This is a genomic window from Oxobacter pfennigii (genome assembly GCF_001317355.1).
Lineage (GTDB): Bacteria > Bacillota > Clostridia > Clostridiales > Oxobacteraceae > Oxobacter > Oxobacter pfennigii.
In genome coordinates this window covers 116,808-142,014 of record NZ_LKET01000021.1, presented here as the reverse complement: position 1 = coordinate 142,014, position 25,207 = coordinate 116,808, and the positions used below count along the sequence as shown (strand labels likewise).

Annotated in this window: 26 protein-coding genes and 1 pseudogene; 11 read left to right on the top strand and 16 right to left on the bottom strand. The window is 37.1% G+C overall.

What is annotated here, in order from left to right; genetic code table 11:
- Window positions 1-64: 64 nt before the first annotated feature.
- The 4 genes from OXPF_RS03805 to OXPF_RS03790 form a co-directional block, all read right to left on the bottom strand.
- Complete coding sequence (locus OXPF_RS03805) at window positions 65-325, bottom strand: hypothetical protein (protein WP_054873880.1); 261 nt, start codon at window positions 323-325, stop codon at window positions 65-67.
- 109 nt (window positions 326-434) lie between these two features.
- Entirely contained in the window at window positions 435-920 is a 486-nt protein-coding gene (locus OXPF_RS03800; protein ID WP_054873879.1) for a GNAT family N-acetyltransferase, read from the bottom strand.
- Window positions 921-929: 9 nt separating this feature from the next.
- Window positions 930-1,586 (bottom strand): flavodoxin family protein, encoded by a 657-nt coding sequence (locus OXPF_RS03795; RefSeq protein ID WP_054873878.1) that lies wholly within the window; start codon window positions 1,584-1,586, stop codon window positions 930-932.
- Window positions 1,587-1,629: 43 nt separating this feature from the next.
- Window positions 1,630-2,025 (bottom strand): hypothetical protein, encoded by a 396-nt coding sequence (locus OXPF_RS03790; RefSeq protein ID WP_152967688.1) that lies wholly within the window; start codon window positions 2,023-2,025, stop codon window positions 1,630-1,632.
- Between the two features lie 290 nt (window positions 2,026-2,315).
- Between OXPF_RS03790 and OXPF_RS03785 the strand changes: the two genes are divergently transcribed.
- Entirely contained in the window at window positions 2,316-2,771 is a 456-nt protein-coding gene (locus OXPF_RS03785) for a hypothetical protein (protein ID WP_054873876.1), read from the top strand.
- Between the two features lie 42 nt (window positions 2,772-2,813).
- On the opposite strand, the gene OXPF_RS03780 is transcribed toward OXPF_RS03785, so the two are convergent.
- From OXPF_RS03780 to OXPF_RS03770, 3 genes are all read right to left on the bottom strand, one after another.
- Window positions 2,814-3,491 (bottom strand): hypothetical protein, encoded by a 678-nt coding sequence (locus tag OXPF_RS03780; RefSeq protein ID WP_054873875.1) that lies wholly within the window; start codon window positions 3,489-3,491, stop codon window positions 2,814-2,816.
- 103 nt (window positions 3,492-3,594) lie between these two features.
- A complete protein-coding gene (locus OXPF_RS03775; protein ID WP_054873874.1) occupies window positions 3,595-4,581 on the bottom strand; it encodes a D-alanine--D-alanine ligase family protein in 987 nt (328 codons plus the stop codon).
- Between the two features lie 205 nt (window positions 4,582-4,786).
- The gene (locus tag OXPF_RS03770) at window positions 4,787-6,028 is read right to left on the bottom strand and encodes a uracil-DNA glycosylase family protein (RefSeq protein WP_054873873.1); all 1,242 of its coding nucleotides are present in this window, start codon (window positions 6,026-6,028) and stop codon (window positions 4,787-4,789) included.
- A 332-nt stretch (window positions 6,029-6,360) separates the two neighbouring features.
- Between OXPF_RS03770 and OXPF_RS03765 the strand changes: the two genes are divergently transcribed.
- Window positions 6,361-6,870: a DUF2179 domain-containing protein gene (locus OXPF_RS03765; protein WP_054873872.1), complete on the top strand. Its 510-nt coding sequence runs from the start codon at window positions 6,361-6,363 to the stop codon at window positions 6,868-6,870.
- Between the two features lie 101 nt (window positions 6,871-6,971).
- On the opposite strand, the gene OXPF_RS03760 is transcribed toward OXPF_RS03765, so the two are convergent.
- From OXPF_RS03760 to OXPF_RS03730, 8 genes are all read right to left on the bottom strand, one after another.
- Window positions 6,972-7,757: an EFR1 family ferrodoxin gene (locus tag OXPF_RS03760; protein WP_054873871.1), complete on the bottom strand. Its 786-nt coding sequence runs from the start codon at window positions 7,755-7,757 to the stop codon at window positions 6,972-6,974.
- A 165-nt stretch (window positions 7,758-7,922) separates the two neighbouring features.
- On the bottom strand, window positions 7,923-8,207 hold the full coding sequence (locus OXPF_RS03755) for a YggT family protein (RefSeq protein WP_054873870.1): 285 nt from the start codon (window positions 8,205-8,207) through the stop codon (window positions 7,923-7,925).
- Window positions 8,208-8,316: 109 nt separating this feature from the next.
- Window positions 8,317-9,804, bottom strand: a complete 1,488-nt coding sequence (locus OXPF_RS03750; RefSeq protein WP_054873869.1) for a phytoene desaturase family protein — start codon at window positions 9,802-9,804, stop codon at window positions 8,317-8,319.
- Between the two features lie 35 nt (window positions 9,805-9,839).
- Complete coding sequence (gene fsa / locus OXPF_RS03745; RefSeq protein WP_054873868.1) at window positions 9,840-10,487, bottom strand: fructose-6-phosphate aldolase; 648 nt, start codon at window positions 10,485-10,487, stop codon at window positions 9,840-9,842.
- A gap of 133 nt (window positions 10,488-10,620) precedes the next feature.
- Window positions 10,621-11,058 (bottom strand): DUF3788 domain-containing protein, encoded by a 438-nt coding sequence (locus OXPF_RS03740; protein ID WP_054873867.1) that lies wholly within the window; start codon window positions 11,056-11,058, stop codon window positions 10,621-10,623.
- Window positions 11,059-11,277: 219 nt separating this feature from the next.
- The gene (locus tag OXPF_RS03735; protein ID WP_054873866.1) at window positions 11,278-12,462 is read right to left on the bottom strand and encodes an MFS transporter; all 1,185 of its coding nucleotides are present in this window, start codon (window positions 12,460-12,462) and stop codon (window positions 11,278-11,280) included.
- Between the two features lie 215 nt (window positions 12,463-12,677).
- On the bottom strand, window positions 12,678-12,803 hold the full coding sequence (locus OXPF_RS23305; protein WP_278308340.1) for a hypothetical protein: 126 nt from the start codon (window positions 12,801-12,803) through the stop codon (window positions 12,678-12,680).
- Between the two features lie 97 nt (window positions 12,804-12,900).
- The gene (locus OXPF_RS03730) at window positions 12,901-13,380 is read right to left on the bottom strand and encodes a C-GCAxxG-C-C family protein (RefSeq protein WP_054873865.1); all 480 of its coding nucleotides are present in this window, start codon (window positions 13,378-13,380) and stop codon (window positions 12,901-12,903) included.
- A gap of 222 nt (window positions 13,381-13,602) precedes the next feature.
- Here OXPF_RS03730 and OXPF_RS03725 point away from each other — a divergent pair, with 222 nt between their 5' ends.
- The 4 genes from OXPF_RS03725 to OXPF_RS03710 all read left to right on the top strand — a co-directional run bounded on the left by OXPF_RS03725 (window position 13,603) and on the right by OXPF_RS03710 (window position 17,127).
- Window positions 13,603-14,553: a TDT family transporter gene (locus OXPF_RS03725; protein ID WP_054873864.1), complete on the top strand. Its 951-nt coding sequence runs from the start codon at window positions 13,603-13,605 to the stop codon at window positions 14,551-14,553.
- Window positions 14,554-14,860: 307 nt separating this feature from the next.
- Entirely contained in the window at window positions 14,861-15,352 is a 492-nt protein-coding gene (locus OXPF_RS03720; protein ID WP_054873863.1) for an HD domain-containing protein, read from the top strand.
- Window positions 15,353-15,539: 187 nt separating this feature from the next.
- Window positions 15,540-16,514 (top strand): glycerophosphodiester phosphodiesterase family protein, encoded by a 975-nt coding sequence (locus OXPF_RS03715; protein WP_054873862.1) that lies wholly within the window; start codon window positions 15,540-15,542, stop codon window positions 16,512-16,514.
- A 100-nt stretch (window positions 16,515-16,614) separates the two neighbouring features.
- Window positions 16,615-17,127: a GNAT family N-acetyltransferase gene (locus OXPF_RS03710; RefSeq protein WP_054873861.1), complete on the top strand. Its 513-nt coding sequence runs from the start codon at window positions 16,615-16,617 to the stop codon at window positions 17,125-17,127.
- Window positions 17,128-17,177: 50 nt separating this feature from the next.
- Here the strand turns inward: OXPF_RS03710 and OXPF_RS21585 are convergent.
- Window positions 17,178-17,413 (bottom strand): annotated as a pseudogene (locus tag OXPF_RS21585) (energy-coupling factor ABC transporter permease); the annotation flags it as partial.
- A gap of 409 nt (window positions 17,414-17,822) precedes the next feature.
- Between OXPF_RS21585 and OXPF_RS03700 the strand changes: the two are divergent.
- The 5 genes from OXPF_RS03700 to OXPF_RS03680 all read left to right on the top strand — a co-directional run bounded on the left by OXPF_RS03700 (window position 17,823) and on the right by OXPF_RS03680 (window position 25,111).
- Window positions 17,823-18,530 (top strand): ABC transporter ATP-binding protein, encoded by a 708-nt coding sequence (locus OXPF_RS03700; RefSeq protein ID WP_054873859.1) that lies wholly within the window; start codon window positions 17,823-17,825, stop codon window positions 18,528-18,530.
- Complete coding sequence (locus OXPF_RS03695; protein ID WP_054873858.1) at window positions 18,530-20,893, top strand: ABC transporter permease; 2,364 nt, start codon at window positions 18,530-18,532, stop codon at window positions 20,891-20,893. The genes OXPF_RS03700 and OXPF_RS03695 overlap by 1 nt, the downstream gene beginning before the upstream one ends.
- Window positions 20,894-20,937: 44 nt before the next feature.
- Window positions 20,938-22,173, top strand: a complete 1,236-nt coding sequence (locus OXPF_RS03690) for an efflux RND transporter periplasmic adaptor subunit (protein WP_054873857.1) — start codon at window positions 20,938-20,940, stop codon at window positions 22,171-22,173.
- A gap of 229 nt (window positions 22,174-22,402) precedes the next feature.
- Complete coding sequence (locus OXPF_RS03685) at window positions 22,403-23,032, top strand: TetR/AcrR family transcriptional regulator (protein WP_054873856.1); 630 nt, start codon at window positions 22,403-22,405, stop codon at window positions 23,030-23,032.
- A 108-nt stretch (window positions 23,033-23,140) separates the two neighbouring features.
- On the top strand, window positions 23,141-25,111 hold the full coding sequence (locus OXPF_RS03680; RefSeq protein WP_054873855.1) for a cell wall-binding repeat-containing protein: 1,971 nt from the start codon (window positions 23,141-23,143) through the stop codon (window positions 25,109-25,111).
- The last annotated feature ends 96 nt before the right edge of the window (window positions 25,112-25,207 follow it).

The window sequence follows — 25,207 nt, the reverse complement described above, 5'->3', positions numbered from 1 at the left end:
CCGCCTCCGATAATTAAATTGTTTATGAAAAGAGCCTCTTTATGAGGCCCTCCTTTAAAACTTGTTACCATTTCTTTTTGCTGTCGCTGATTTTGTCTGACATGGGCAGGGATGCCTTCCCAAGTGAACCTATTGAAGATTCTCCTTTGGGTGTGCCCGTCATTTCCTCTTTATCCTCTACATCGCCTATATCGTCACTGCTATTTACCATAGCCGCGTCCATATAAGCAAATGAGCCTAAATCCGATTCGCCTTTTGGAATATCAGTTATTTCATTTATATCCTCGCTTACATTGGCTTTAGTTTTCTTTTTGTTTTTAGCCATGTTATCACCCCGTTTTTATCTTTTCCATTTGCTTATTGTTTATGCTGATAAAAAAAGCCATGTTTTCCTGTTCAAAGCAAAGGATTTTTAAAAAATGAAGTGATTCTTATTATATTGTCCTTTCCATATAACCTACTTCAAAGGGTAAATGTTCGAACGTCTTTGTACCAGTTTGACAAAAGCCCTTCTTAATATACCATCTCTTTAAGATTTCATTATCATTTACAATTCCTATGGTGATTTTTTTGCCTCCGAATTTTTTTACAAAGTCAAAAATAAAATTCACCAGCATGTTTCCATATCCTTTATGTCTGTATTCAGGAAGTACCGACAATCTCTCCATGCAAAAACATTCATTATCTATTTTTTCAACAGCCACAAAACCAATGCATATATTGTCCAAAAAAAGCCCAAACATGTTTATTCCTTTTTCTTTCATTCTCATAATATGCCTAGGTTTTATAAATGCGGGATTTGTCGGTGCATTCTCCTCAGTAAAATTAAACTCCCGTGCCACGGTTAAAAATGATTTGCTTACAACTTCAGCATATAATGAATAATCATCATCAAAAATTTCTAAAATTTTAACCTCCATGATTTTTGCCTATACCGGGATTCCTTTTGCCAGCTTTGCGCCCATTTCATAGACATTTTGACAGTCTACCGGGAAAACTTCTTTATACCTTTTAGTCTTTGCCTCGACATCAAACCTGTCGGCAACATATTTTGAATAATCATCAAATTGATAAGTATCAGTGGAATAATAGCATTCTGAATAGCCAAACATCCTCTTTAAAGCTCCTTCCATCTGTGAAAGCTGCTGTTCAAAATTAGTCTTCTTTATCATATCATCGGGTATGTTCATTGTATAAATTAACCCTATCGGTATTTGTCTGGGGAATAAAGTGGGGCCGCTTTTGTTACTATATACAAGATATTGGAACAACATTCTTTCAAGCAAGGACCTGGTTTCACCCGTCAGGTTTCCAAAATAAATGGGAGAACCTATAAATACCGCATCAGCATGTGCTATTTTTTCTAAAATCGGTGTCAGGTCATCCTTCATGGCGCATTTGCCATAGCTCTTTCCATTCTTTAACTTACAGACAAAGCAGCTTATGCAGCCTTTAAAATTTAAATCATAAAGATGAATAAGCTCTGTCTCCGCACCGACCGATTGTGCGCCTTCCAATGCTTTTTCCAAAAGGGTTGCAGTATTCCACTTCTTTCTGGGACTTCCGTTCAGTGCCACTACTTTCATAATCATCCTCCTTATATTTTTATAATTTACTATAGTTATAAGACTATAGTTCAACATCGAGCCACTGGTTCCCTCTCCAAATTTTTTTAAACTTCAGATGCATGTATATGGCAAGCAGCATTGCTTTATCATCCTTTTCATCTATTTCCTCAAAGCACTTTTTCCTGTTTGTCAAATATTTTTGAATTAGCTTTGCAAGCTCAGATATATTAGCCAAGCCTAAAATATCCAATAATTCCTCCATTGTTGGAAGCCAGGCAGTGGTTTCCGATGGTCCCAAAAGCTGCCTTGTTTTAGATAATAAGACAATACCGTCACGTAAAAAATAATCTCCCTCTGATAATTCCATCCTGCCTTTATGCATCTTATTAAACTTAAGCAGATAATTTTTTTCACACATTTTTGTGTAATCTACAGAAAAATTTTTCTTATCCGGCATTTCAGGTAACTCCTGCTTTGCATATATTTGTATATTTGAAATAATTATAACATTCTTCCCCAAAATGTTTATTGTATTTTTACTTATAACTTCTTTTAATATTCTGCTTATATGTTGAGACAAATGGCAAATACTATATAATACAATTTGCTCTGCAAATTATATTTCAAAAATGAATTCCGAAGAATTCATTACATAATACAAATACTTACTGAGAGGCTAATGAATATGAAGACTTTACATTTAAGAGATACCATTTATAAATTATATGGTTATGAGATAAAGCTATTATGAAGACTGACAGTCATATTGAAAAAATTTTATGGAGCATTGCCTTTCCAGGTTTTGGGCAGCTTCTCAACGGAGACCTTGTAAAGGGCATGGTATTTATCGCTCTTGAATTGATTATCAATATAAAATCCAATTTGAACAAGGTCATTGTTTTAAGCTTTTACGGGGATATAGAAACAGCCATCAATACTACTGATTACCAATGGCTTATGTTTTATCCCTGCATTTATATCTTTGCTATTTGGGACGCTTACAAAAAATCCGGTGATGACGAAATTAAATATTCTTTCCTGCCTTTTGTTATATCCGCTTATTTAGGCACTATAGGTGTTATATATTCGCCTACCTTTAAAATCGGCAATATACTGCTAGGTCCAATATGGCTGCCCATAATCTGTTTCTTTTCAGGAGCATTGATAGGCATGATCATTATTAAAATAATGAGTAAAAAATAATGCTGCTATAAAATTTTAAAAGCAGCATTATTTATAAGCTGATTATGAGAGTTTACAATAACCCTTTTTTACAAGCTTGTCTACATGTTCATCAAATAATTTTTCTATATTGATATGATACTTATTTTGTATACTGTCAAGAAGATTGAAGCAGTTTTGTATTATTTGAAACAACTCATAAACATATTTAATATTTGAGGTTTCTCTGTCAATTACAGGTACCTCACCATTGTCTCCGGTGAATTTACCTAATTGGGCGATTCTCCCCATGGATAATATAATGCAATTCATGGTTTTCTCCAACCCTGCCGTAATGTCATTGGGGCTGAAATGTATGTACCTGCAGCCATCCTTTACCTGAAAAATTATCTGATTTTCCAGCTCAATCAGGTTTAAATCCTCCGCATATTTTTCAAAGAGCTTTTGCACATCTATACCATAGCTTTCAAATACAAAAAGCTGGGATGCACAGGTCTGGGCAATATCCATTATTTCTCCCAGAACGCTGTTGAGCTTTATCTTATACTCTGACCTTATCCTGTCAACCTCATCGTCACTTAGAAGCAGACAATTCCTGTCGTTTTTTTCTTCATATATCCGAAGCTCTTCAATTGCCCCGTTACATTCTGCAATCTCCTCCACCAGTTTCCTGAAGGTGGTCTGTTCATTGGGCTTCAGGAAATTCAACTCCGGCAGCCTCATCACATTATAATCCATCATTGATTTTTCACCTCGACACTTCCTGAGTTAATACTATAATAATTATATCATGCAAGGCGATTTCATAAAACCTCGCTTAAAAAAAGTGCCGAAAAATATAAAATTAAACTGCACACCTTTTTCTTGCTGTATTAATAATCTTATATATTAAAGAAGCATAATCAATGCCGCCCTTATTTGCCATTCTTACAAAATCGCTGTAGCCTTCCTTTAGCCCCGGAAGGGTATTTATCTCTAATACATATGGTGTATTATCCTTTACCATAATATCTACTCTTGAAAAATCTCTGCACCCAAGAGCATTATATGCACCAATGGCTGCATCTTCAATTTTACTTCTTAAAATTTCGTCTACATCAGCAGGACAATAATATTTTGCAAGCTGCCAGTGATCTGATTTTACTTCAAAGGTATTAAACCTGCCATATTCTTCTGGAACATCGGAAAAGTCAGTTTCCATGAGGGGGAATACCGTCGTTTCATCACTGTTTCCTATAATGCCGCAAGTAAATTCACGGCCTATAATAAATTCTTCAACAAGTATGGTTTGATTATATTCACTACGAAGTTTATCCACCTGATTTTTCAATTCCTTTTCATTATGAACCAGGCTATCCTTATAAATTCCGATGCCCGATCCTTCGCATGCAGGCTTGACTATTACAGGAAAGTTTAAGCTTCTGTCAAAAACAAAGTTATCCCCTTTTACAACCTGAAATTTAGGAGTATTTATTCCATGAAACAAAAAAGCTTTTTTTGCCATAGACTTGTCCAAAGCAATGGCGTGAGCAAGTACCCCCGAACCAATGTATGGTATACCCAGCATTTCAAGTATTGCCGGAACCTGTGCCTGACGGCTCTCTCCCCTTATACCGGTGCTTAAGTTGAAAACCATATCCACCTTGTTATTCTTTAATTTATAACCAAGCTCTTCACCGGCCTCAAAGTCCAGCACTTCATATTTCTCCTTTAAGATCTCTCTTACCCGGTCCCTTGTAATATTCTTCTGCTCATCCTCCTTAACCGACTCCCTGTTGCTTCTTACCGGCATCCTTGACTTGTCATAGACAAGACCTATTTTAAAACTCATTATATCCACCTCTCATATTTAAATTTATATGAATATCACATCCCTCTTCTGGATTAACCGACAACTTAATTATATTATTTGGGTTGTCACATGTCAAATTTATGAATCATTATAAAACTTATACAAATTACTTATAAAGAAAACAGGCCATCCATTGACGATTAAACATCACTGGAATGACCCGTTCTATTTATCATGAGGTGCTTCATAGTGTCAGCGCATTGCTTCCTTCCTTAATGCTTTCAAAGGATTGGATTAAATGATTGTATATATAAATTACCGTCTTTTCAAAGCTTTTTAACTCATTCAAACTTTGACCGAAGGTCCCATTGGTTATGAGGTTGCAAATTGTCTTTACCTCATTGGAATGCTCGGGGAATGGGTTTAGAAGGTATTCTTCCAGTGAATCCGGCATTAGAACATCATATTTGATATTGTGTATGAACATCCCGGCATAATATGAAATAAGCAGTCTCTTTACCAAGTTGAAATCTGTAAGAAAATCCTCGGAAATCTCCTTGTTTATGCTTCTTATATGCTGTCTTCCCAGCTTTCCTTTGACTCCAAGTATATACATGGGGAATATAAACCATTGCTTCTCGGCAATCCAATAGGGCTGGGATACAAGATTGTAAAAAGTATCCGACCTTTTTATATTATTCAAATACTTTTGAGTGACACCCTTGCCCAGGGTTATCACAATTTTAGGCTTTACTAGCTCCAGATGCCTCATTACAATATTTTTGCATTTGCTTATATAATTATTATCATGGTTGTCGATTTTGCAAGCGCTTCCTTCTTTGATACACATAACGGAATTTAAAAGAATAGTTTTGTCCGTGCAGTTTATATGTTTTATGCCTTCCTCAAGGTTACACCGCATTTCGTTTTCCTGAGGGCACCTTCCCCTTTTTTCATAATCTCTTATAATTGAAATTGTCCCCAAATCTTGACCAATTACGGCGATATCGGCTGGACTGTTAAAGCACCAATCCGTCCAGTAGTTTGTGGTGTAGGGCTGCAGATACTCTTCCTCTGCAAATATATCAAAAGGATTAACAAGGCCTTCTTTTCTGTTGTCCTTGCTCTCAGTGCACATTCTGCATCCTTTTATCTGCTCCCTTAAAGCCATGATCTCCTTTGGTATTTTATTTTTTCTTATAAATTTTTTTCTGTCTTTATTATATGTCTTGTTCTTTTCATCGATAGCCTTATACACCCTGATATATTCCTCATAGGGATCTTTAACTATCATTTCTTTTTCCATTAACTCGTCTTTTTCCTCCCAGAAACACTCTACCCCTCTTCCCTGTGATGTTCCATAGAAAAAAGGACAGGAACTGCATTTTTCGTCCGCATATGTTTGATTGAATGTTAAAACTTTGTTAATCAATCTACAGTAAATTTTTAAATTTTCATCTGGATAATTGATATGGTTTACTATCATATACATCCCTCCAAAATTTGTTTTACCCCTAAAGTGCAGTTATTTCAACATGTATGATGTCGTATAGTTCATGCTTTTAACATAGTGTTCATGTTTTAAACTGCTAATATAAGTTTGAATTAACTTATTTATATAAAATACTTTGATAAAATTATAACATATTAATTGTATATTGTCCCTAAAATATTTATAAATAATCAAAGTTGCGGCAAAATTTTTATATAATCTAAAAAAATATAAAATTGATAATATGTGCTGCCTCATCTTATGAATAACGGTTTGACACATATGTTATATTTATTATATATGGACATAGTAAAGGAGCGAGATTGATGTTTTATTTGTTAATATTCTGTGCAAAGGTATTTGAAGTATCTTTAATGACCTTAAGGTCGGTATTGGTAAATAGAGGAGAAAAGGTCTACGGTGCATTGATTGGAATTGTTGAAATTTCAATATGGATTGTAGTAGCCAGCACAGTATTGACAGGAGTGGAAGAGGATCCATTTAAAATGGTAGTATATGCCCTTGGTTTTGCCGTTGGAATTTACCTTGGCTCCACTATCGAAGAAAAGCTGGCCATTGGCCTTGTAACCATTCAGGTTATCGTGAGTAATGATGAAGAAGAACAGCTCAGCAATACCCTAAGAGAACAGGGCATAGGAGTTACTGTTCTTTGCGGACAAGGTCTGAAAGAAGAAAAAAAGATACTTATTCTGCATATACAAAGAAAAATGAAAAATTCAGTGATTAAGCAAATAACAAAGACCATTCCCGGAGCTGTCATCTCTGCCAGCGACTTAAAAACGGTTCATGGAGGATACGGTCTTATAAAAAAATAAAATTAATGCGCCCGAGATTGGCGCATTAATTTTATTACACAGCGTTCCCGGGCTACAACAATCTAAGGTTGCTACAGCGGAGTGGCGTTTTCAATATGTTTTTAAATGAATAATTCGGGCTCCTTCCTTATATGTCCTAGATTTGCTATCATCACTTCCGCTCTTTTTTTCATCTCCTCATTATTAAATTCCTTTGCATTTTGAGGACATTTTTTAACACAGCTGTTGCATCTTATGCATTTTGTATCATCTATTTCCTTGGGGTCATCAAAGCTTATGGCGGCCATTGGACAACTTTCACTGCAAATACCGCAATAGATGCAGTCGTCGTTGGTATCCGGCTTTATAGGTATCATGGGATGCAGCTCCCTATAGGGATAATTTCCCTTCACCCCGATCGCCGGAATATTGCTTAAATCACTTACCGCCTCCAGTTTTTCCATTATTCCGGCACCGAAATTATTGGCAATTTTTATATCCTCTTCGTCCGGTCTGTTGTAGGCTATTTTCCTACTGATTGAATGTTCACCTATGAATGCTCCCGCAGCAACACTCACAAAACCGTTTTTCTCGAAAGTATCCTTTAATTCTAAAAGCGCGTCGTCATAATCCCTGTTGCCGTAAAGTGCAATAAATACGGCAGCTGTATTATTACCTTTGACCTTTGAAAAATACTCTGTAATAAATGCCGGAATTCTGCCTGCATATACCGGTGCTCCTACAATAACCAGGTCATTCTTGTCAAAAGATATTTCTTTTTCTCTCCCTGACGGCAAAGTTATGTCGTATATTTTTGCCTGGCTTCCCATGCCCTGTGCAATCCCCTTTAAAACCTTTGCAGTAGTATCCGTAGCGCTAAAATAAAGAAGATTAATTTGTTTTCCCATACTAAACTTCCCTCCAAACACCGAAATATTTTAATGGATATACTATTCTATATTTGTTTACCATATCCTTTATGATTTAAATAAATTTGTAAATTATCATGCGTACAAAGGACATAAAAAAAGCAGAGTGATTAAAAACTTTCACCCTGCACTTTTTTAAATATTCTACAACCTTAAAAGATATACCACTCCATAGGCTATAATCGCATATATCAGCATAGCTACCGCAGTCGCCGGTTCGAATACAGCCCCGTCGGATGCCACCATGTTGAATATGCCCTGAAATGGCACAATAAATATCCTTGTCAATGAATACAAGAAGCTTACAAAACCGCTGCTTGCATTGGCCCCCAAAAGCTTGAACAGCAATCGCAATCCAAGCAGCACCTCTAATATACCAAGTACATAATATACAACATTTTGCTCTCTATAATTCTTTGTCTTATCCATAGGCTCCCTCTCTAAACATAAGATATACTGCTTATGCTTAGTATTCTCAACGGAATATGTTTTATTCCCATAGATTTTTATACTTAGCATGAATATTCTAATCCGGCACTTAAACTTTATTTATAATAAATTTTTGCCTCTCTTTTTTACAAATATACTGAATTGCTTTTTTGCCTGAAAGGGCGTTTACAAACAAAGCTCCAGCTGATGTAGACCATGCTCCCACGAAATAAAAGTTATCAAGACCGGGAACAAGCATTTCTTCGTTCTTAAATAAGCTTCCTATAATATCTGCCTTTTTATTTGGTATATTTGCGAATCCATGGGTTCCTCCCATAAAACGCTCCCATGTGAGAAGGGTGGGCACATCGACTACCTCAACCTGGTCTTTTATTCCGTGAAAATAGCCTTCAAGAATATCTATTACTTGCGATGCAACCTTTTCCTTTTCGGCATCATACAGTGCTTTATCCGATGCCAGCTCTTTCCAGTAGGAATAGCTTCCCACCAATTCAGCCTTTATAACCCCTTTATTATCAGGAGCCATGGTTTTATCGAAGCCATATAGCTGCATCTCTAAAGAATGATGCTCATGCCCCGCAATTATTACCGGTTGATCTAAAAGCATAACGAGGCTTGAAGGTTCATTTGAAAGATCCCTGTCAACACCTAAGAAAACATGAACCGCCCAGTTTGTTTCACCCTTCGGCTCCTTGCAATATTCCTCAAGCTTTTTGTCAAGGTACTTTCCTTCCAAGAGATCTTGCAGGGTTTTCCTTCCGTCTGCATTTGAAATTACAATATCGGCATATTCTCTGCTACCGTCTAAAAACTCCACCCCTACAGCCTTGCTGTTTTGTGTAAGTATCCTTGCAACCTTCTTCTGATAATATATCTTGCCGCCTAACTTTTCGTAATGCTTCGCAATGGATGCTGCAAATTCCGCCGAAGCTCCCACAGGCCATGCTATATCCTTTGCATATCCGCTGCCATGCCTTGCCAGGTGTACCGCAAAAGGAGCTTCCGGCATGGAATACACCAGAAGGGGAAAGGCTTTTCTTAAAAATGGATTTTTAAACCGTTGTGCGAAATCTGCCATAGTAGGTTTAAACCATTTAAGGGTCTTTAAAACCTTGGGCATTATCTTTACAATATCAAGTATATTCCCCAGCATCATGCTTCCCCACAGGTCAACCCCCCCAAAGGTCTTTATTCCATTTATATATTCATCGATTACTTTGGAATCATCAGGCGAAATCTCTTTAAGATGTTGTGATAACAGGTCTGGATCATAATAATCACAGAACATTTTCCCTTCCGGCGATACGACGCTTACCATCTCCTTGGTATATACAAGCTCTCTGGGCATGGCTCCTAATTCTCCCCAAATCCGGTTTATGCCTGTCTTTTGTGAGCAGCCCATGAGATGGTGTATACATACATCAAAGGTGTAGCCTTTACGTTTCCAGGAGGTGCACTGGCCTCCCGGAAGGTGGTGCATTTCATATATCCTTGTTTTAAATCCGTTCATCTGGCCATATACTCCTGCTGCCATTCCTCCCATGCCAGCTCCGATGATTATTATTGATTTACTCATAATATCCCCCAATTAAATTACATCAATAATTATATCTATTTTTTAGGAACTGATTCCCAATCCTTTAAAAACTTCTGTATTCCAATATCCGTTAATGGGTGTTTTGTCATCTGTACTATTACTTCATATGGGACCGTAGCAATATGGGCTCCTAAGCGGGCGGCATCCACAACATGGATTGGGTTTCTTATGCTGGCTGCTATAATTTCAGTTTCGAGTCCATGTACGTCAAAAATCTGGACTATCTCTTCTATAAGGTTCATGCCTACCATGCCCACATCATCCAAACGCCCCAAAAATGGGCTTACAAATGTGGCCCCTGCCCTTGCTGCAAGGAGAGCCTGAGCTGCTGAGAAAATCAATGTTACATTGGTCTTTATCCCCTTTGATTTAAGAATTTTTGTTGCTTTTAATCCTTCAACTGTCATGGGAATTTTAATTACAATATTTTTATGAATTTTTGCTAAAGGCAATGCCTCTTCTACCATCTTCTCGCTCTCAAGACTTATTACCTCGGCGCTTATAGGACCATCCACTATTGTGGTGATTTCCTTTACCACCTCTTCAAAATCTCTTCCCTCTTTTGCTATGAGGGAAGGGTTTGTTGTTACACCGCAGATAACACCCATATCATTTGCTTTTTTGATATGTTCAACATTGGCGGTATCAATAAACAGCTTCATATATTTTTATCTCCTTTCGAAAATTATTATTTATTTGGTACATTTATAATATACTATCATATTCTTAAAATCGCATAAAGCTTGACAAAGCATATGGGATCCCCCATTTGGGGTATCCCATATTAATTTTAGGTTAAACTTTTTCATTTTTAAGCAGTAAAAGCTGCTTAACGTCGTTAAAAGTCTCTCTGTCATTTACCTCAATCATAAGCCACAATGTATTGTTAAAGGGTTTTGCGGTTTTTATAGTCTCGACTACCTGAGGCTGGAACTCCCGCCATATTCCTTCAATGACAGGCAATAAGCCCAGCTTAACTACTACAAGCACAACAAAACCCTTCTTTTCAGGGTATAGTGTACAAAGAGATTTACCGGACTTCTGGTATTTTACATTCCATCCCGGCTTAGCAGAGCATTTACTGTACATGATTTTTAAAGAAGCATTATATCTTTCCCGGACAAATGAATTCATAGCCTGCCAGAGCCCTTGTGCGGCCTCATCCATATAACCTGCAATTTCATCATATGACGGGGTGTAGCTTCCATCCAGTATTAGATCCTTTTCCGGCATTAAACCATCTCCTTCCCCAGTAGTTTATCATTACATAAAAATCCATTTTTTTATCAATTATCCATATCCATATTATAGTATTCCGTTAATGGGGCTTCAACAAGTATTTTGCCTTTTTTAACCAGGTAGTATAATATCGCTGCATTAATACCTTACAATGGATTGTACAAACAATTCATCATTAAACAGTACCGCTCCATACCTGCAACCTGTCATGAATCATATGGTTTTTCTTATAAGTAACACACTGTTGACAATCACAAGAGCTGTGCTCAATATTCCCAGTAAAATAAATGCAATCTTTAATGAATATAAATCTCCCACAATGCCTATGACAGGAAAGAGAATTATCATAAAAAAGCTGAACACCATGCTTTCAAAGGATAGGACCGTCGCCCGAGTCTCACTAGGTATCATTTTATTTATATAATCACTGACTGAAATGTATATGATTCCTTCCGATATCATGAGCAATATAAAAAATATGTAATGAAATTTTAAAAATGCTACTCCCCACAGGCAGAATACCGTCATAGTCGGCATTAAAATTAGCATGCCCTTTTCTTTTATCCTTTTCTCAATCCTGTGAATATTAGGAGCAATGAGCGCCGGAATAAGGGCTGAAAGTGCATATATGACCCCTATCAATGTTTCATTGTAGCCATCTGCCTTCAAGTAATTCTGGAAATAGTAAAATACACAGGTGCACAACGCCATGATTATCTGAGTAATCAGCGCAAACATGATGATTTTAGGGTTGCATTTAACAACGCCAATGCTCTCTTTCAATACCTTTATAAATATTTTTTCTTCCGGGTGACCTGCCTCCATCCTTCCTATACTAGGTTCTTTGAAAGTCAAGGATACCACTATTGCTACTGTGCCAATAATTAGGGTTAATATGAAGGCGATATCATAATTTTTTGAAGCCAGGTATCCGCCCACAAGGAATGAGATCGCTCCTGCCGTCTGATAAAACACTTCCTTCCTTCCCGAAACCTTCATATATTCATATTCCTCTCCTATTTCCTTAAGCGAATCATAAATCAGGGCATCTCCCGCCCCTGATTCCAAGTTATAGGAAAGAGCAGTAAAAACAAAGGAAATTGCAAACCATACAAAGCTGTTCGCCATTAAGAGAATTATGACGCTTATAAGGGAAGCAATCCTACCTAAAATCCTGCTGGCCCTTCTTCCGAATATGTCTGCAATAGCTCCTGTAGGCACTTCCATTGTAAATGATGTTATATGGAATATGGTCTCTAGAAAGCCTAACTGAGTTAAGCTCATGCCTTTTTGTGCAAGGTAAATCATCCATATGCCTCTTGTGAAATCTGTATTTTGAAGCAAGGTATATATATAATTTTTATTGATATTTCTTTTTAATTGGACACGATTATCCATTTATATCTCTCCTTTAATAATCAGTTTTAAAATTAACCCCTCCCCCCTATGTGTCCAATAACTTTTATCTAATGTCAGGGTACACTTCTCTTTTTAATAAGCTCGGCTCTGGGGTAAGCAGAGAAATGTCCAATTTACTAAATTTACACGCAAAAAACCCAGGCAGAATTAATCCTTACCTGGGGGTTTTATTTCAATTATTTTGGTGTAAGGTTTTATTCAATCGGGTTAACATAATATTTGATTTTGGACACACTTCTACCCTGGAACCCAAAATCAAATGTAACAGCATGGATATAAGCTAAATATTCAGCCATGCCTGACCCGGTATGAGCAACCATTTCTACACCTCCTGTATGTACCATACATAATTATAATAGACTATTTTCAGAAAATATTCAATATGGCTATCACATGAATTATACTGCCGCCCTCTTTTTAAACCTTTTTGTCTTCTATAATTTGATTTGCCACCCATCTTGCAACCTTTCCTGTAATCTTTATACAATGATCTTTTCTTTCAGGACTTTTAAAATTGTCTCCTGCCCATTCTTTAGTTATTACTCTGCAGCAGGTTGATTTATATTCATCCTTGACGTAGTCATGAAGTCCTTTAGATACTTCGAACATCCTATCCTGCATAGGCTCTCCTTCCACTCTTCCATATACCATTCCAAGTGCCATTTGGCCGCCTGAAACCGCACCGCATAAACAGCCTGCTTTACCCATTCCTATGGGAAAGCCGCTTGCCAGTTTGACTATATTCTCTTCATAAGGTTTGCCTAAAAATTCATTTATAGTTTGAACTACAGCCTCACTGCAAAAGTAAGTGCCGCTTTTGAATAATTCTTCTGCATTGGCTTGTACCTTATCAAGGACTTCTTCTTTTTCAAATAGTTTTATATTAACCGGTTTCATAGAATACCTCCGTATATTGAGTTATTTTTCAATTCAATTATAAGTTACGTTTTTTTAATATTCCAATTAAGAAATCAAATAGTTAGTTGCGAAAGCATTTGAAAATTCAATAGCCCCAGTCAATTATACTTCCTATTTATTGTGCTATAATTCTAATTGGAATTATATTAATTATCCAAATTTTTGAAGTCTAATTTATTTATATACGCGGAGGAATAATTTATGGAACAAATTTTAAAAAAGTATCCCGTACCTGCAACAGGCCTTATCCTCGGATTAGCTGCAGCCGGAAATCTTGTTCAATCATATGGTGAAGTTTACCGGAGCATATTCGGAATACTATCTGCAGCATTATTTATTTTAATGACAGTAAAGATTGTCAAATATCCGAAAGGCCTTGCGGAAGCTTTGGACAACCCCCTGGTAGCCGGTGTATTCCCAACATTTTCTATGTCAATTATGTTATTATCAACTTACTTAAAGCAGTATGCACAAACAACCTCATTGGCTCTATGGATTATTGGATTTATTTTTCATATCACACTTATTATATGGTTTACAAAAAAGTACGTGCTGAACCTTAAAATTAAGCAGGTATTTCCATCTTGGTTTATAGTTTATGTCGGTATAGTTGTCGCCAGTGTAACAGGTCCCGGATTTAAGATGAATGCTATAGGACAATCAGCCTTCTGGTTTGGATTTGTGACTTATCCGGTGCTTTTAGCAATAGTTCTTTACAGAGTTATAAGGATTAAGGAAATAGCAGAAGCAGCTTTGCCAAGCATTGCAATATTTGCAGCACCTGCAAGCTTGCTTTTGGCAGGATATATGAATTCATTTGAAACGAAGAATATAGCAATAGTCTGGATTCTGGTATCATTATCATTTATTATGTATACAGCAGTTGTTATTGCCATGTTTAAACTTTTAAGATTAAAGTTCTATCCAAGCTACTCATCATTTACATTTCCATTTGTTATCAGCGGTATAGCAATGAAGCTTACTAATGGATTTTTAATTAACTCCGGTCAGGGGATTTCAGTATTAAAATACCTGGTAAAGTTTCAGGAAGCTGCTGCCGTTGTTTTAACATTATATGTATTGCTAAGATATATTAAGTTTGTATTGTCAACGGATAAGGCAGCAACAACCGCAAATGTAAAAGCACAATAAATTATTATTAAATTAATACAGAGAGAAAGCGCAAGCTGCAAAACTATATTAGCGGTTAGTTTTGCGAGAGCTGCTTCTTTTTTTACGCAATATTTATGAAACATCTTTGGTTATGCTTATCAGTTTCTTTGAAGAATTACATCTTACTTGACACATATAAGCTGTATAATAGAATTATATGTGTTCTTTTTTTATTAACGCTTATCATAAGAAAATAAATAAAGATAATAAGGATTAATATAAAACCAATATCTCTTATGAGCCTCATCGGCAGCATATGTACAATAAAAGTTATAGGAGGTAACTTATGTTCAAGGAGACAATTATTGAAGAGATGAAAGAAGTTTTTAAAGAAATTCCTTACGGAATAGAGCATTCTCTCAGGGTATTGCAGAATGCAGAGGATATAATGGAAGGTGAAAATATCAGAGAAGAAAAAGAATTAATTACTATTGTTGCCATACTGCATGATATTGGTGCTGTTGAAGCACAAAAAAAGTATGGTTCAATAGATGGTGCTTATCAAGAGAAAGAAGGGCCGGCAGTAGCACGAGAAATATTGCAAAAGGTTGGCTATGATAAAAATATTGATAGGATATGCTTTATAATAGGCAATCATCATACCCCTTCTAAAATTGATAGAATTGATTTTCAAATACAATGGGAGGCGGATCTATTAGAAAATTTAACAGTGATGGATATACATAATCAACAGCAAGAAATAAAGAAATGCATTGAACAAAATTTCAAAACAAATACGGGTAAAAGAATTGCATACAGCCGCTTTGTTTTAGGATAGACATACTAGTATTATAAATTTAGGTTAAAGATAATTATGAATTTAAAATTTTTCATGCAGTTACCAGGATAATTAAAATGCTCACTTAATTTTTTGTGGTATATAGAAGTACCCTGTGTTTTACTTGTTATAATCCAACTGTTATCCTTTAATAATGCAGCATAGGTCTTTCAATTAGGAGGAAAAAATGAATAGGATTAAGAAAATATTGAGTAGGAAGATAGTTTGGTTTCTCATCATACTTTTTGCTTTTATTTATTTTAATAATTGTGCTTTTTTAGCCAAACACCGCACTGGTAAACCATTGCTCCTTGCGCACCGAGGACTTGCTCAAACCTTTAATATGGAAGGAATAACAAACGAGACTAACACCGCCCAGCGTATAAATAAACCGGAATACCCATATCTTGAAAATACAATTCCTTCGATGGAGGCAGCATTTCAATATGGAGCTGATATAGTTGAACTTGATATTCAATTAACTAAAGACGGGCAGTTTGCTGTTTTCCATGACTGGACCCTTGAATACCGAACCAATGGAAAAGGAGTTATAAAAGATTATACAATGTCAGAATTAAAACAGTTTGACGTTGGTTATAACTATACTGCAGACGATGGTAAGACATTTCCTTTTCGAGGCAAGGGAGTCGGACTTATGCCATCTCTTGATGACGTTTTAAATTATTTTCCTGAAGAATCCTTACTGATCCATATTAAAAGTGATGATCCCCAGGACGGAGAACAGCTTGCTCAATATTTATCAAAGCTGAAGCGTTTAAACCAGCTGACGGTATATGGAGGGGATAAACCAATAGCAGTCTTTCATAAAAGACTTCCCGGCGTTAGAGCTATGTCTGCAGCAACACTGAAAAAAGGACTGCTTTCATATATGGCTATAGGATGGACAGGATATATACCATCGTCATGTAAAAATACGGAATTCCATATACCGCTTAAATATGCTCCCATACTGTGGGGATGGCCAAATCGTTTTCTTAACAGAATGGAGAGTGTAAATACCCGCATAATAGTTGTTGGAGGAGAAGGCGAATTTTCGGAGGGTTTCGATACGGTTGAAGATATAAGGAACCTCCCCTCGGGTTATACTGGGGGAATATGGACAAATCGAATTGATAGAATAGCACCTTTATATAATAATTAAGAAGATAAGTCAGTTAATCATATTTAGACCTAATAAATATAAAGCCGTGCTTTCCATATTTAGGTCAAGGCACAATATTCTTAAAATGCACAGGAGGCTTATGATTATACGACAGGAACAACCAGCTGATTATACCGGAGTATATGAGCTCGTTAAAAAGTCCTTTGCTACATCTACCAATGAGGGAGAATGGGATTATTTAAATGAAGTCCGTAAAAAGGATATATTTATCCCTGAATTATCCTTAGTTGCTGAAAATGAGGATGGAAGGCTGATTGGGCAGATTGTGTTATATAAAATGGAATTTGCCTCGTCCGATAATGTTTATACTGAACTCTTACTGTCTCCCCTAAGTGTTCATCCTGAATTTTTTCGCAGGAGAATTGCCCGTGCAATGATGAAGGAATCTTTCCGAATTGCAAAGGAAATGGGATATAAGGCTATCTTCCTTTGCGGAGAGCCAAGTTTCTATCGTAAATTCCAGTTCAAGCCAACTTACGAATTTAAAATTTTTCATGTTGTTGATGAAAATAAAAATGCCGAGTGGTGCATGGCTCTCGAATTAACTCCCTGCGCTTTAGCAGACAAATCCGGAATCATCAACATACAATGATGAGCATTAAGCTCCTGGCTGGATTATTTTCTTAAGCTAAAATGACTTCATAATAAAATTGCAAGGAGCATGCCGCCTCCTATGTGACCGCTGGAACCGGTACCGGGTATTGTAAAGTTAATCATCTGGGATGCAAAAACAAATGCACCCATAACTTTTATCAAGGGTATTTTTTTCTCATCCATCTCATCCTGTACTTTTCTGATTGAGTGTCAGCAACACCTGTGCTTGCTGCCCGCATAGCCCCGCCTACTGCCGCTGAAATCAACGCATCTGCCATATGCATATTGTTACCCCCATTATTAAATTTATATAATACTGCCCTTGTAATTTTCTCCAAGCATTCCCTCGAAGCTCTCCTTCCTTATAAACATCACAACATAAGATTATTAAAAAATAAAAAACCACAAATGTCCATAAACTGCTGCCTGCAGTATACTCAATCTCCGTGGTTGTATAATCCGTGTTTTCAATTTTATCTTATATAAATACACTCTTCCAAGACTTAATGACTTGATTATACCATGATTTAATCCGTTGAATATTTACTGTCAATATAGCACAGCATTCAGACATATTATTACTATGGGCGGCATTTTTAATACATATAAATTACTTGAATAAAATTATCAGTTAGAGCATAATTATGTTATAATGACCACATGGTCAAATATGATGAGCTTGGTTGTGATTTTATGAATGATAATATTGTTGTAATTAAGGATGTCTACAAAGAATATACCATGGGTGAAGTCAAGGTAAAGGCTGCTGACGGCATGAACTTTGAAATCCAAAGAGGCGAATTTGTCGTGGTTTTAGGTCCCAGCGGCTCAGGTAAAAGCACGGTGCTTAATATTATCGGCGGAATGGACAGACCCACATCGGGAGAGGTATGGGTGGACGGCAAAGACATCGCTAAATATTCCGACAAAGACCTTACAATTTTCAGACGGGATAATGTGGGCTTTGTTTTTCAATTTTACAATCTCATCCCCAACCTTACCGCCTATGAGAACGTTGATTTGGTTACTCAGGTGAGCACCAACCCCTTAAATGTTGATGATATTATGTCTGAAGTAAGCTTAAGTGAGAGAAAAGGCAATTTCCCCTCCCAGCTATCAGGCGGAGAGCAGCAGAGGGTCGCGATTGCCAGAGCCGTGGTTAAAAACCCTCTCATGCTTTTGTGTGACGAGCCTACGGGGGCCTTGGACTACAAAACAGGAAAACTGGTCTTAAAGCTTCTTCACGACATAAATAGAAAATTAAAAAAGACTACTATTATTATAACCCACAATGCGGCTGTGGCAGCTATGGCCGACAGGGTTATTAAGGTTCGGAGCGGCATGGTCGAATCGGTAAGTGTAAACTTAAGCCCCGAACCGCCCGAAAGGATTGAGTGGTAATGGGAATACTGTTTAGAAAACTATTAAGAGATATAAAAGAAGCAAAGGGGCAATTCATTTCCATATTGATTATAGTTGTCCTCGGTGTAACTTTATTCTCGGGTATAAACGCCACCTTCCGCAACCTTACAGGAGCAAAGACAAAGTATTACGAGGATTACAGGTTTGCAGACTTGTGGGTTGAATTATATAAAGCTCCAAAAAGCGTCACTGAAAGGATAAACTCTCTTCCTTATGTGGAAATGGTTACGGGAAGAATTGTCGCCGACGCCGGCATAAATTTTGAAGAGGAAAATGCCTCCATAAGGTTTATCACCCTGCCGGATGTAAAAAACGACATAGTTAATGACATAGTAATAAAATCCGGCCGTTATTTCTCTGATGAAGAGAGCAGCCAGTGCCTTGTAGAGGAAGAATTTTTTATAGCTCATAATCTTGATCTGGGGGATTATATATACCCAATAGTTAACGGAAATGAAATAAAAATAAAGGTTATCGGTACAGCAAAAAGCCCCGAATATGTTTATACATTGAAGGATGGCAGTGAGCTTATTACCGATAGTAAAAAATTCGGAATTGTATATATAAAAGACTCCTTCGGGCAGGGATTATTAGGTTACAACGGAGCTATCAACAGTGCTTCCATACTTCTTAAAGACGGAATTGATACAGAAACTGCAGCAGAGGATATAAAAAAAGACTTGAGAAATTACGGAGTTACATCCGTTATAGAAAATCAGGACCAATTAAGCAATAAAATGCTGAGCGAGGAAATAAGAGGCCTTGAATCAATGGGAAGCTCTTTCCCCATAGTATTTTTTTTAGTGGCTGCCACCATAATTTATATAATGATGAGCAGGATGGTGGAAAATCAGCGTACACAGATAGGTATACTAAAAGCTTTAGGCTTCACTAACCTTCAGGTATTGGTTCATTATCTCACTTATTCGGTTTTGTTAGCTGTAACGGGCAGTATAATAGGTTCGGTTCTCGGGATGTACTTAGGCTATGGCATGACAAACTTAGAAAATATGTATTTTCACTTGCCTTTAGAAGAAATGAGGATATATCCCGAGCTGGTGTTTCCGGCATCCTCTTTGACTCTTGTTTTCTGCCTGCTGGCAGGTTATAACTCCTGTAAATCCGTATTTAAAATAATGCCCAGCGAAGCAATGATGCCTAAAGCCCCTAAGATAGGCAAAAAAATATTCTTAGAAAAAGTTCAGGTACTATGGGCTAATATAAATAATACCTGGAGGATAATCCTTCGAAATATATTCAGGCACAAGCGGAGAGCCCTTTTAACATCAACAGGAATAATATTTTCAACGGCGCTGCTCTTTTTTGCTTTCAGCATGAAAGACTCCATGGATTTTATGATAGTGCAGCAATATGAAAACATACAGAATTATGATATAAAGGTCAATTTTTCAGGACTTGTAACCCTCGAGGATTTATACAGCATAAAGAATTTAGCCCACGTAACAATGGTGGAGCCTGTACTTGAGACCGGTGTGGAGCTTCAAAACGGCTGGCGAAAGAAAAGCGCCGCATTTACGGCACTGATTAATGAGCCTGAAATGTACAGAGTTATAGACAAAAAGGGGCTTTCTGTGGAATTGCCTCAGAATGGCATAGTTTTGCCCGACAGGCTGGCTAAAACCTTAGGGGTAAATATAAATGATACCATATATCTTAAGTCTTACTTACCCGGAAAGGAAAAAAGAGAAGTTACGGTCAAGGGTATATCGACGCAATATTTAGGCTTGAGCGCCTATGCCTCACTTGATAACGTACATCATATTTTAGGCGAAGGCACAGTAGTGAATTCGACGGTTATAAAGCTTGACAGCATTATTTACGAAAATGAGATTAAAGACAAACTTCGGGATATGTCTAAAGTTACATCGGTACAGTCAAAGACCGATGCACTGGATTCATTAATGAAAAACATGGGAGCCATGACCTCCTCTATGGGAGTGTTTATTTTCCTCGCAGCAATACTTTCCATAGCAGTTGTTTACAACACAGCTACAATTAATATCTTTGAAAGGCAAAGGGAGCTTGCCACCCTAAAGGTATTGGGATTTAAAGACAATGAAATCAAAAGCCTTATATTTAATGAAAATTATATGATAACCATCTTTGGAATAATCATCGGGCTCCCTTTCGGATACTGGCTGGGGGACTACCTTATGTCGTCATTTACGTCGGACGTTTACAGCTTTCCTTTTGAAGCTAAGCCCTTTACCTATTTTCTTGCAGCATTTTTAACTCTGGTTTTTACGGTCATGGCGAATTCAATACTAACTAAAAAAATACGTAATTTGAGTATTGTTGAAGTTTTAAAGAATAGAGAATAAATCCAATAATTTATATAGTGTATTACAAATGGGGGGACTTTTTTATGAGTAAAAAGAAGATTTTAATTATCAGCCTTTGCGTTACGGCTGCAATTGTAGCTGGGGCATTACTGGCAAATGGTCAAGGCGTAAAAGCCGAAATGCTGGCAGTCACAAAGGGAGAAATCCAGCAGTATGTTGAAGATACTGCCACGGTAGAATGCCAGAATACACAAACTGTATATATTGAAGGCAGCGGCAAAATTACTGAAATATATTTTGACACGGGAGATGCGGTAAATGCAGGAGACCTGTTATTATCCTTAGATACAAGCGATTCGGAATTGCAGCTTAAAAACGCCAGCTCTCAGGTAGCTGCTGCTGAATCCCAGGTTACCGGGACCCAGATAAACAATTATTCAAATCAAATCGGTATTGCATCGGCAGCTTTAGAGCAGGCCAAAATAGCCCGGGACTCAGCAGAAAGAAATTTTAATACTTCGCAATCCTTATTTGACGCAGGCATGATAAGCACTGAGGAATATAACAAGGTAAAAGAAAATCATCAATCGGCAATAAATTCATATAAAGCTGCTGAATTAGGCCTTTTAGAAGCACAGAAGGGATCTCCGGAATACGTAAAAAAGGGGTATTCCTCTCAATTGGAGCAGGCATTGGTTTTAAGGGACACAATACTTAAAAACATTGATAGACAAAAACTCATATCCCCAATTTCAGGTGAAATTTTAGAAAATCTGATAGAAGAAAATTCAATATTAACGCCCGGAGCCCCGGCCTTTATAATCGGAGATACAAGCATCTTAAAGCTTAATGCCTATATATTATCCGATGAAAGCTATAAAATTAGTTTGGGCGACAAGGTGGAAATCAGGGGAAAATACTTAGGCGACAATGTTGCCTTTGGTAAGGTTTCAAAAATAGCGCCTTCGGCTAAAACAGTTACATCAAATCTTGGAGTAAATCAAAAAAGAGTAGCCGTCACAATTGATATTACCGGTGATTATGGCTTATTGAAGCCTGGATATAATACTGATATTAAAATAATCACCGATGAGATTGCAAATACCATAACAGTGCCTGATAGTGCTGTTTTCGATTACAAAGGCAGCTCCTGCGTATTTGTAGTCGATAATGGCAAGGCAGTAATACGGCAGGTAGAAAAAGGCTTAGAAGGAAGCAAGTCAATAGAAATCACCCAAGGCTTGAATGAAGGCGAAGTTATACTGATAAAACCCGATAACAATATAAAAGAAGGAATTAAGATATCCCCTGTAAAATAATATTAAAAGGGCTGTTGCATTTGAAACACGCATTGCTATGTGCGAGTTCCGCAAGTTCTAAGGTTCTCTGTCTTGAAAATACAAGAATTTTAAACTTACTTCGTTCAAACAATCTAAAATTCCAAGTATTTTTTGGGGCAGAGTCAACAAGAGCTTTAGAGAGAACTCTCACAATGCTCATTTACGTTGTTCCAAATGCAGCAGCTCCTTTATTATAAGGAGAGCAGCTATGAACGAGAACTTTCAAAACCTCCATCCCGATAAAAAGAAAAAAATAATAGATGCCTGTATAAATGAATTCAGCGAAAACAGCTATGAAAAAGCTTCCACAAACTCCATAGTCAAAAACTCCGGAATTTCAAAGGGAACGTTATTTAACTATTTCGGAAATAAGAAAAAGCTTTTTCTTTACATTTTCGATTACTCCATGGATTATTTAATAGACCGATTTGAGGAGATGAAATGCGACCAGCCTTCAGACCTTTTTGACAGGCTGGTCTGGCTGAGCCTGGCAAAGATGAAGCTTTACCTGGAGCATCCTTTGATGTCAAAATTCCTGGTTACATCTGTGATTAATATGCCCGAAGAACTTAAAGATGAACTATCCTTAAGATATAGTGCTCTCATTGAAAAATACACTCCTCCATTATTAAAAGATATTGATGTTTCTAAATTCCGCTCTGAAATAAGTCGCAAAAAAGCCGTGGATATTGTATCTATCTTTTTAGATGCTTTATCCATGAGATATATCAAAGAGAATAAAAACAAAACAGCAGATGAGATTTTCGGCTCTCTTGATATTATCGCCGAGGAGATTTATGAGTATCTGGAGATTTTAAAGCATGGCATATATAAGTAATGTTAAAAAGCATATAACAATTAACCCAATATATACTCATAGAAAGAGTAAACTCTCGATGCTATAATATGTTTTGTTGTGACAAATTAAAAGAGAGGACTGAATTGAATGAATTTTAAGAAATATGTATCTATAATGTGCTCAGCACTGATAATGACATTATCTTTCGGAAGTCACGCATTCGCAGCCCCTTCCAACCAGCGCCTTTCAGGCTCTGACAGGTATGGTACAAGCACAGCCATATCAAGAGAAGGCTGGACGGAGAATTCAGATTATGCTGTAATTGCATACGGTGAAGATTTCCCCGATGCACTGAGCGCAACTCCCCTTGCTAAAATGTACAATGCGCCTATCTTACTTGTATCAAAAGACAGCTTGGACAGTATATACGGTGTGGACGACATTAAAGTAAGCGAGGAATTAGTAAGACTTAATGTTAAAAAGGTATTCATAGTAGGCGGTACAGGAGTCGTATCAGAAAAGGTTGAAAATGAGATAAAGGCTCTTGAAACAACAACCGGTGCTGAAATAGAAATAGAAAGACTAGCAGGACTAGACAGGTTCGAAACATCCTTGAAGGTTGCCGAAAAAGTTGGAATGGACAATGGTATTGTCATCACAACAGGCCTTGATTTTCCTGATGCTCTTTCAATAGCACCTATAGCTTCAGCAAAAGGAATGCCTATTTTACTCGTAAACAATACTGAAGTGAATGAAGATGCTTTAAATGCATTGACTGAAAAAGGATATATAGGAGACATGGAAGATGCGCCAAAAGCTTATATTATAGGCGGTACAGGCGTTGTCGGACAAAACGTCGAGGATATGTTTTTAAACAAGGAAAGATTGGCAGGAATAGACGCTTATGAAACAAATGCGGCCGTTCTCAATGCCTTTGAAGAAGATATTGATTACAGCACAGCTTACATCGCAACAAGGAATACTTTCCCTGATGCGCTGGCAGGCTCAGCATTGGCTGCTTTAAATATGTCTCCTGTGATAATAACAGGGGATACCCCTAGCGCAGTTACTGCAGGCATTATATCTTCAAAATTTGATTCTATAAACAATGTAAGGATTCTCGGAGGAGAAGGCGCTGTAACTACTGAAACATTCAACAGACTTGTTACTGATGTAGCTGAAATAAAGGAAATCCTTACAGCTATGGAAAACACAATGAATGCAAAGTCTATGGAGAATGTAAGCGAGCTTTCATTTAATGCATCAACATCCGGAATGCCCCAGGAAGTACAGGATCAGTTAGCTCCCATACTTCAGATGGTTAATGATGCAAAATTAAACATGGTGGCAAAGAGCAGTGTAAACGAAGACAATACAATAGCTAAAACTTCACTTGAAATGGTTTTGGATTCACAAGAGTTGATGGAATTAGGATTCTGGATGGATATGGACTTAACAGGAGAAACTTCAAAACAGCAGGCAATAGTAAAGCTTTCTGAACTTTTAAATATGGATCTTCCTGCAGAATTAATGGACAAGGAATATATGGTTATTGATTCCGAAGATATGGAAGATGGAGCGGCAGAAGCCGTACTTGTGGATTATGCACAGATGGCTGCCTTAAACCAGCAGTTCATAAATGAAATGGCAAAAGCCATAGAAGAATATATGCAAACTCCGGGTACAGAAGATTTCGTTGCATACAAAGGAGAAAAAACTGTAATGACTCCTGCAGGTCAAGTAAATGCCAAAGCTTACGAAGTAAAGGTTGACAATAAAGCATTGGAACAATTCTTAACTCTATTGGCAGGAGAAGACCAGGATTTATCAGACCTTGATATCCTTGGCGACAAGGGAATTGTAATAACTTATTATATAGCTGACGGATATATAGTTGGTCAGGATATGGTATTTGATTTACAGTTAGACCTTTCCAAAATGGGTGATGTTATTGGCGAAGAAGAAGCTGCAGAGCCTATGACTGGAATAATAAATATAGAGTTCAATATGAGCAGTGTGACTTACAACATCGGCGGAGAAGTTGAAGTAACTTTCCCGGAACTCACTGAAGATAATTCCTTCAACTACAAAGAGATAGAAAATTATACTTTTGAATAATGTATTGAAACTTGTGGATTTTGGGGCACTGAAAAAGTTTTACTTTTCAGTGCCCTTACTTTTTTTCTTTTTTATTTGGACAAATGAAAACTCACT

What these genes read in the sequence shown, in the direction of transcription:
- OXPF_RS03805 (WP_054873880.1), bottom strand. Translation starts at nt 325, where the DNA reads ATGGCTAAAAACAAAAAGAAAACTAAAGCCAATGTAAGCGAGGATATA.
- OXPF_RS03800 (WP_054873879.1), bottom strand. Translation starts at nt 920, where the DNA reads ATGGAGGTTAAAATTTTAGAAATTTTTGATGATGATTATTCATTATAT.
- OXPF_RS03795 (WP_054873878.1), bottom strand. Translation starts at nt 1,586, where the DNA reads ATGAAAGTAGTGGCACTGAACGGAAGTCCCAGAAAGAAGTGGAATACT.
- OXPF_RS03790 (WP_152967688.1), bottom strand. Translation starts at nt 2,025, where the DNA reads ATGCCGGATAAGAAAAATTTTTCTGTAGATTACACAAAAATGTGTGAA.
- OXPF_RS03785 (WP_054873876.1), top strand. Translation starts at nt 2,316, where the DNA reads ATGAAGACTGACAGTCATATTGAAAAAATTTTATGGAGCATTGCCTTT.
- OXPF_RS03780 (WP_054873875.1), bottom strand. Translation starts at nt 3,491, where the DNA reads ATGATGGATTATAATGTGATGAGGCTGCCGGAGTTGAATTTCCTGAAG.
- OXPF_RS03775 (WP_054873874.1), bottom strand. Translation starts at nt 4,581, where the DNA reads ATGAGTTTTAAAATAGGTCTTGTCTATGACAAGTCAAGGATGCCGGTA.
- OXPF_RS03770 (WP_054873873.1), bottom strand. Translation starts at nt 6,028, where the DNA reads ATGATAGTAAACCATATCAATTATCCAGATGAAAATTTAAAAATTTAC.
- OXPF_RS03765 (WP_054873872.1), top strand. Translation starts at nt 6,361, where the DNA reads ATGTTTTATTTGTTAATATTCTGTGCAAAGGTATTTGAAGTATCTTTA.
- OXPF_RS03760 (WP_054873871.1), bottom strand. Translation starts at nt 7,757, where the DNA reads ATGGGAAAACAAATTAATCTTCTTTATTTTAGCGCTACGGATACTACT.
- OXPF_RS03755 (WP_054873870.1), bottom strand. Translation starts at nt 8,207, where the DNA reads ATGGATAAGACAAAGAATTATAGAGAGCAAAATGTTGTATATTATGTA.
- OXPF_RS03750 (WP_054873869.1), bottom strand. Translation starts at nt 9,804, where the DNA reads ATGAGTAAATCAATAATAATCATCGGAGCTGGCATGGGAGGAATGGCA.
- fsa (WP_054873868.1), bottom strand. Translation starts at nt 10,487, where the DNA reads ATGAAGCTGTTTATTGATACCGCCAATGTTGAACATATCAAAAAAGCA.
- OXPF_RS03740 (WP_054873867.1), bottom strand. Translation starts at nt 11,058, where the DNA reads ATGCCGGAAAAGGATCTAATACTGGATGGAAGCTACACCCCGTCATAT.
- OXPF_RS03735 (WP_054873866.1), bottom strand. Translation starts at nt 12,462, where the DNA reads ATGGATAATCGTGTCCAATTAAAAAGAAATATCAATAAAAATTATATA.
- OXPF_RS23305 (WP_278308340.1), bottom strand. Translation starts at nt 12,803, where the DNA reads ATGGTTGCTCATACCGGGTCAGGCATGGCTGAATATTTAGCTTATATC.
- OXPF_RS03730 (WP_054873865.1), bottom strand. Translation starts at nt 13,380, where the DNA reads ATGAAACCGGTTAATATAAAACTATTTGAAAAAGAAGAAGTCCTTGAT.
- OXPF_RS03725 (WP_054873864.1), top strand. Translation starts at nt 13,603, where the DNA reads ATGGAACAAATTTTAAAAAAGTATCCCGTACCTGCAACAGGCCTTATC.
- OXPF_RS03720 (WP_054873863.1), top strand. Translation starts at nt 14,861, where the DNA reads ATGTTCAAGGAGACAATTATTGAAGAGATGAAAGAAGTTTTTAAAGAA.
- OXPF_RS03715 (WP_054873862.1), top strand. Translation starts at nt 15,540, where the DNA reads ATGAATAGGATTAAGAAAATATTGAGTAGGAAGATAGTTTGGTTTCTC.
- OXPF_RS03710 (WP_054873861.1), top strand. Translation starts at nt 16,615, where the DNA reads ATGATTATACGACAGGAACAACCAGCTGATTATACCGGAGTATATGAG.
- OXPF_RS03700 (WP_054873859.1), top strand. Translation starts at nt 17,823, where the DNA reads ATGAATGATAATATTGTTGTAATTAAGGATGTCTACAAAGAATATACC.
- OXPF_RS03695 (WP_054873858.1), top strand. Translation starts at nt 18,530, where the DNA reads ATGGGAATACTGTTTAGAAAACTATTAAGAGATATAAAAGAAGCAAAG.
- OXPF_RS03690 (WP_054873857.1), top strand. Translation starts at nt 20,938, where the DNA reads ATGAGTAAAAAGAAGATTTTAATTATCAGCCTTTGCGTTACGGCTGCA.
- OXPF_RS03685 (WP_054873856.1), top strand. Translation starts at nt 22,403, where the DNA reads ATGAACGAGAACTTTCAAAACCTCCATCCCGATAAAAAGAAAAAAATA.
- OXPF_RS03680 (WP_054873855.1), top strand. Translation starts at nt 23,141, where the DNA reads ATGAATTTTAAGAAATATGTATCTATAATGTGCTCAGCACTGATAATG.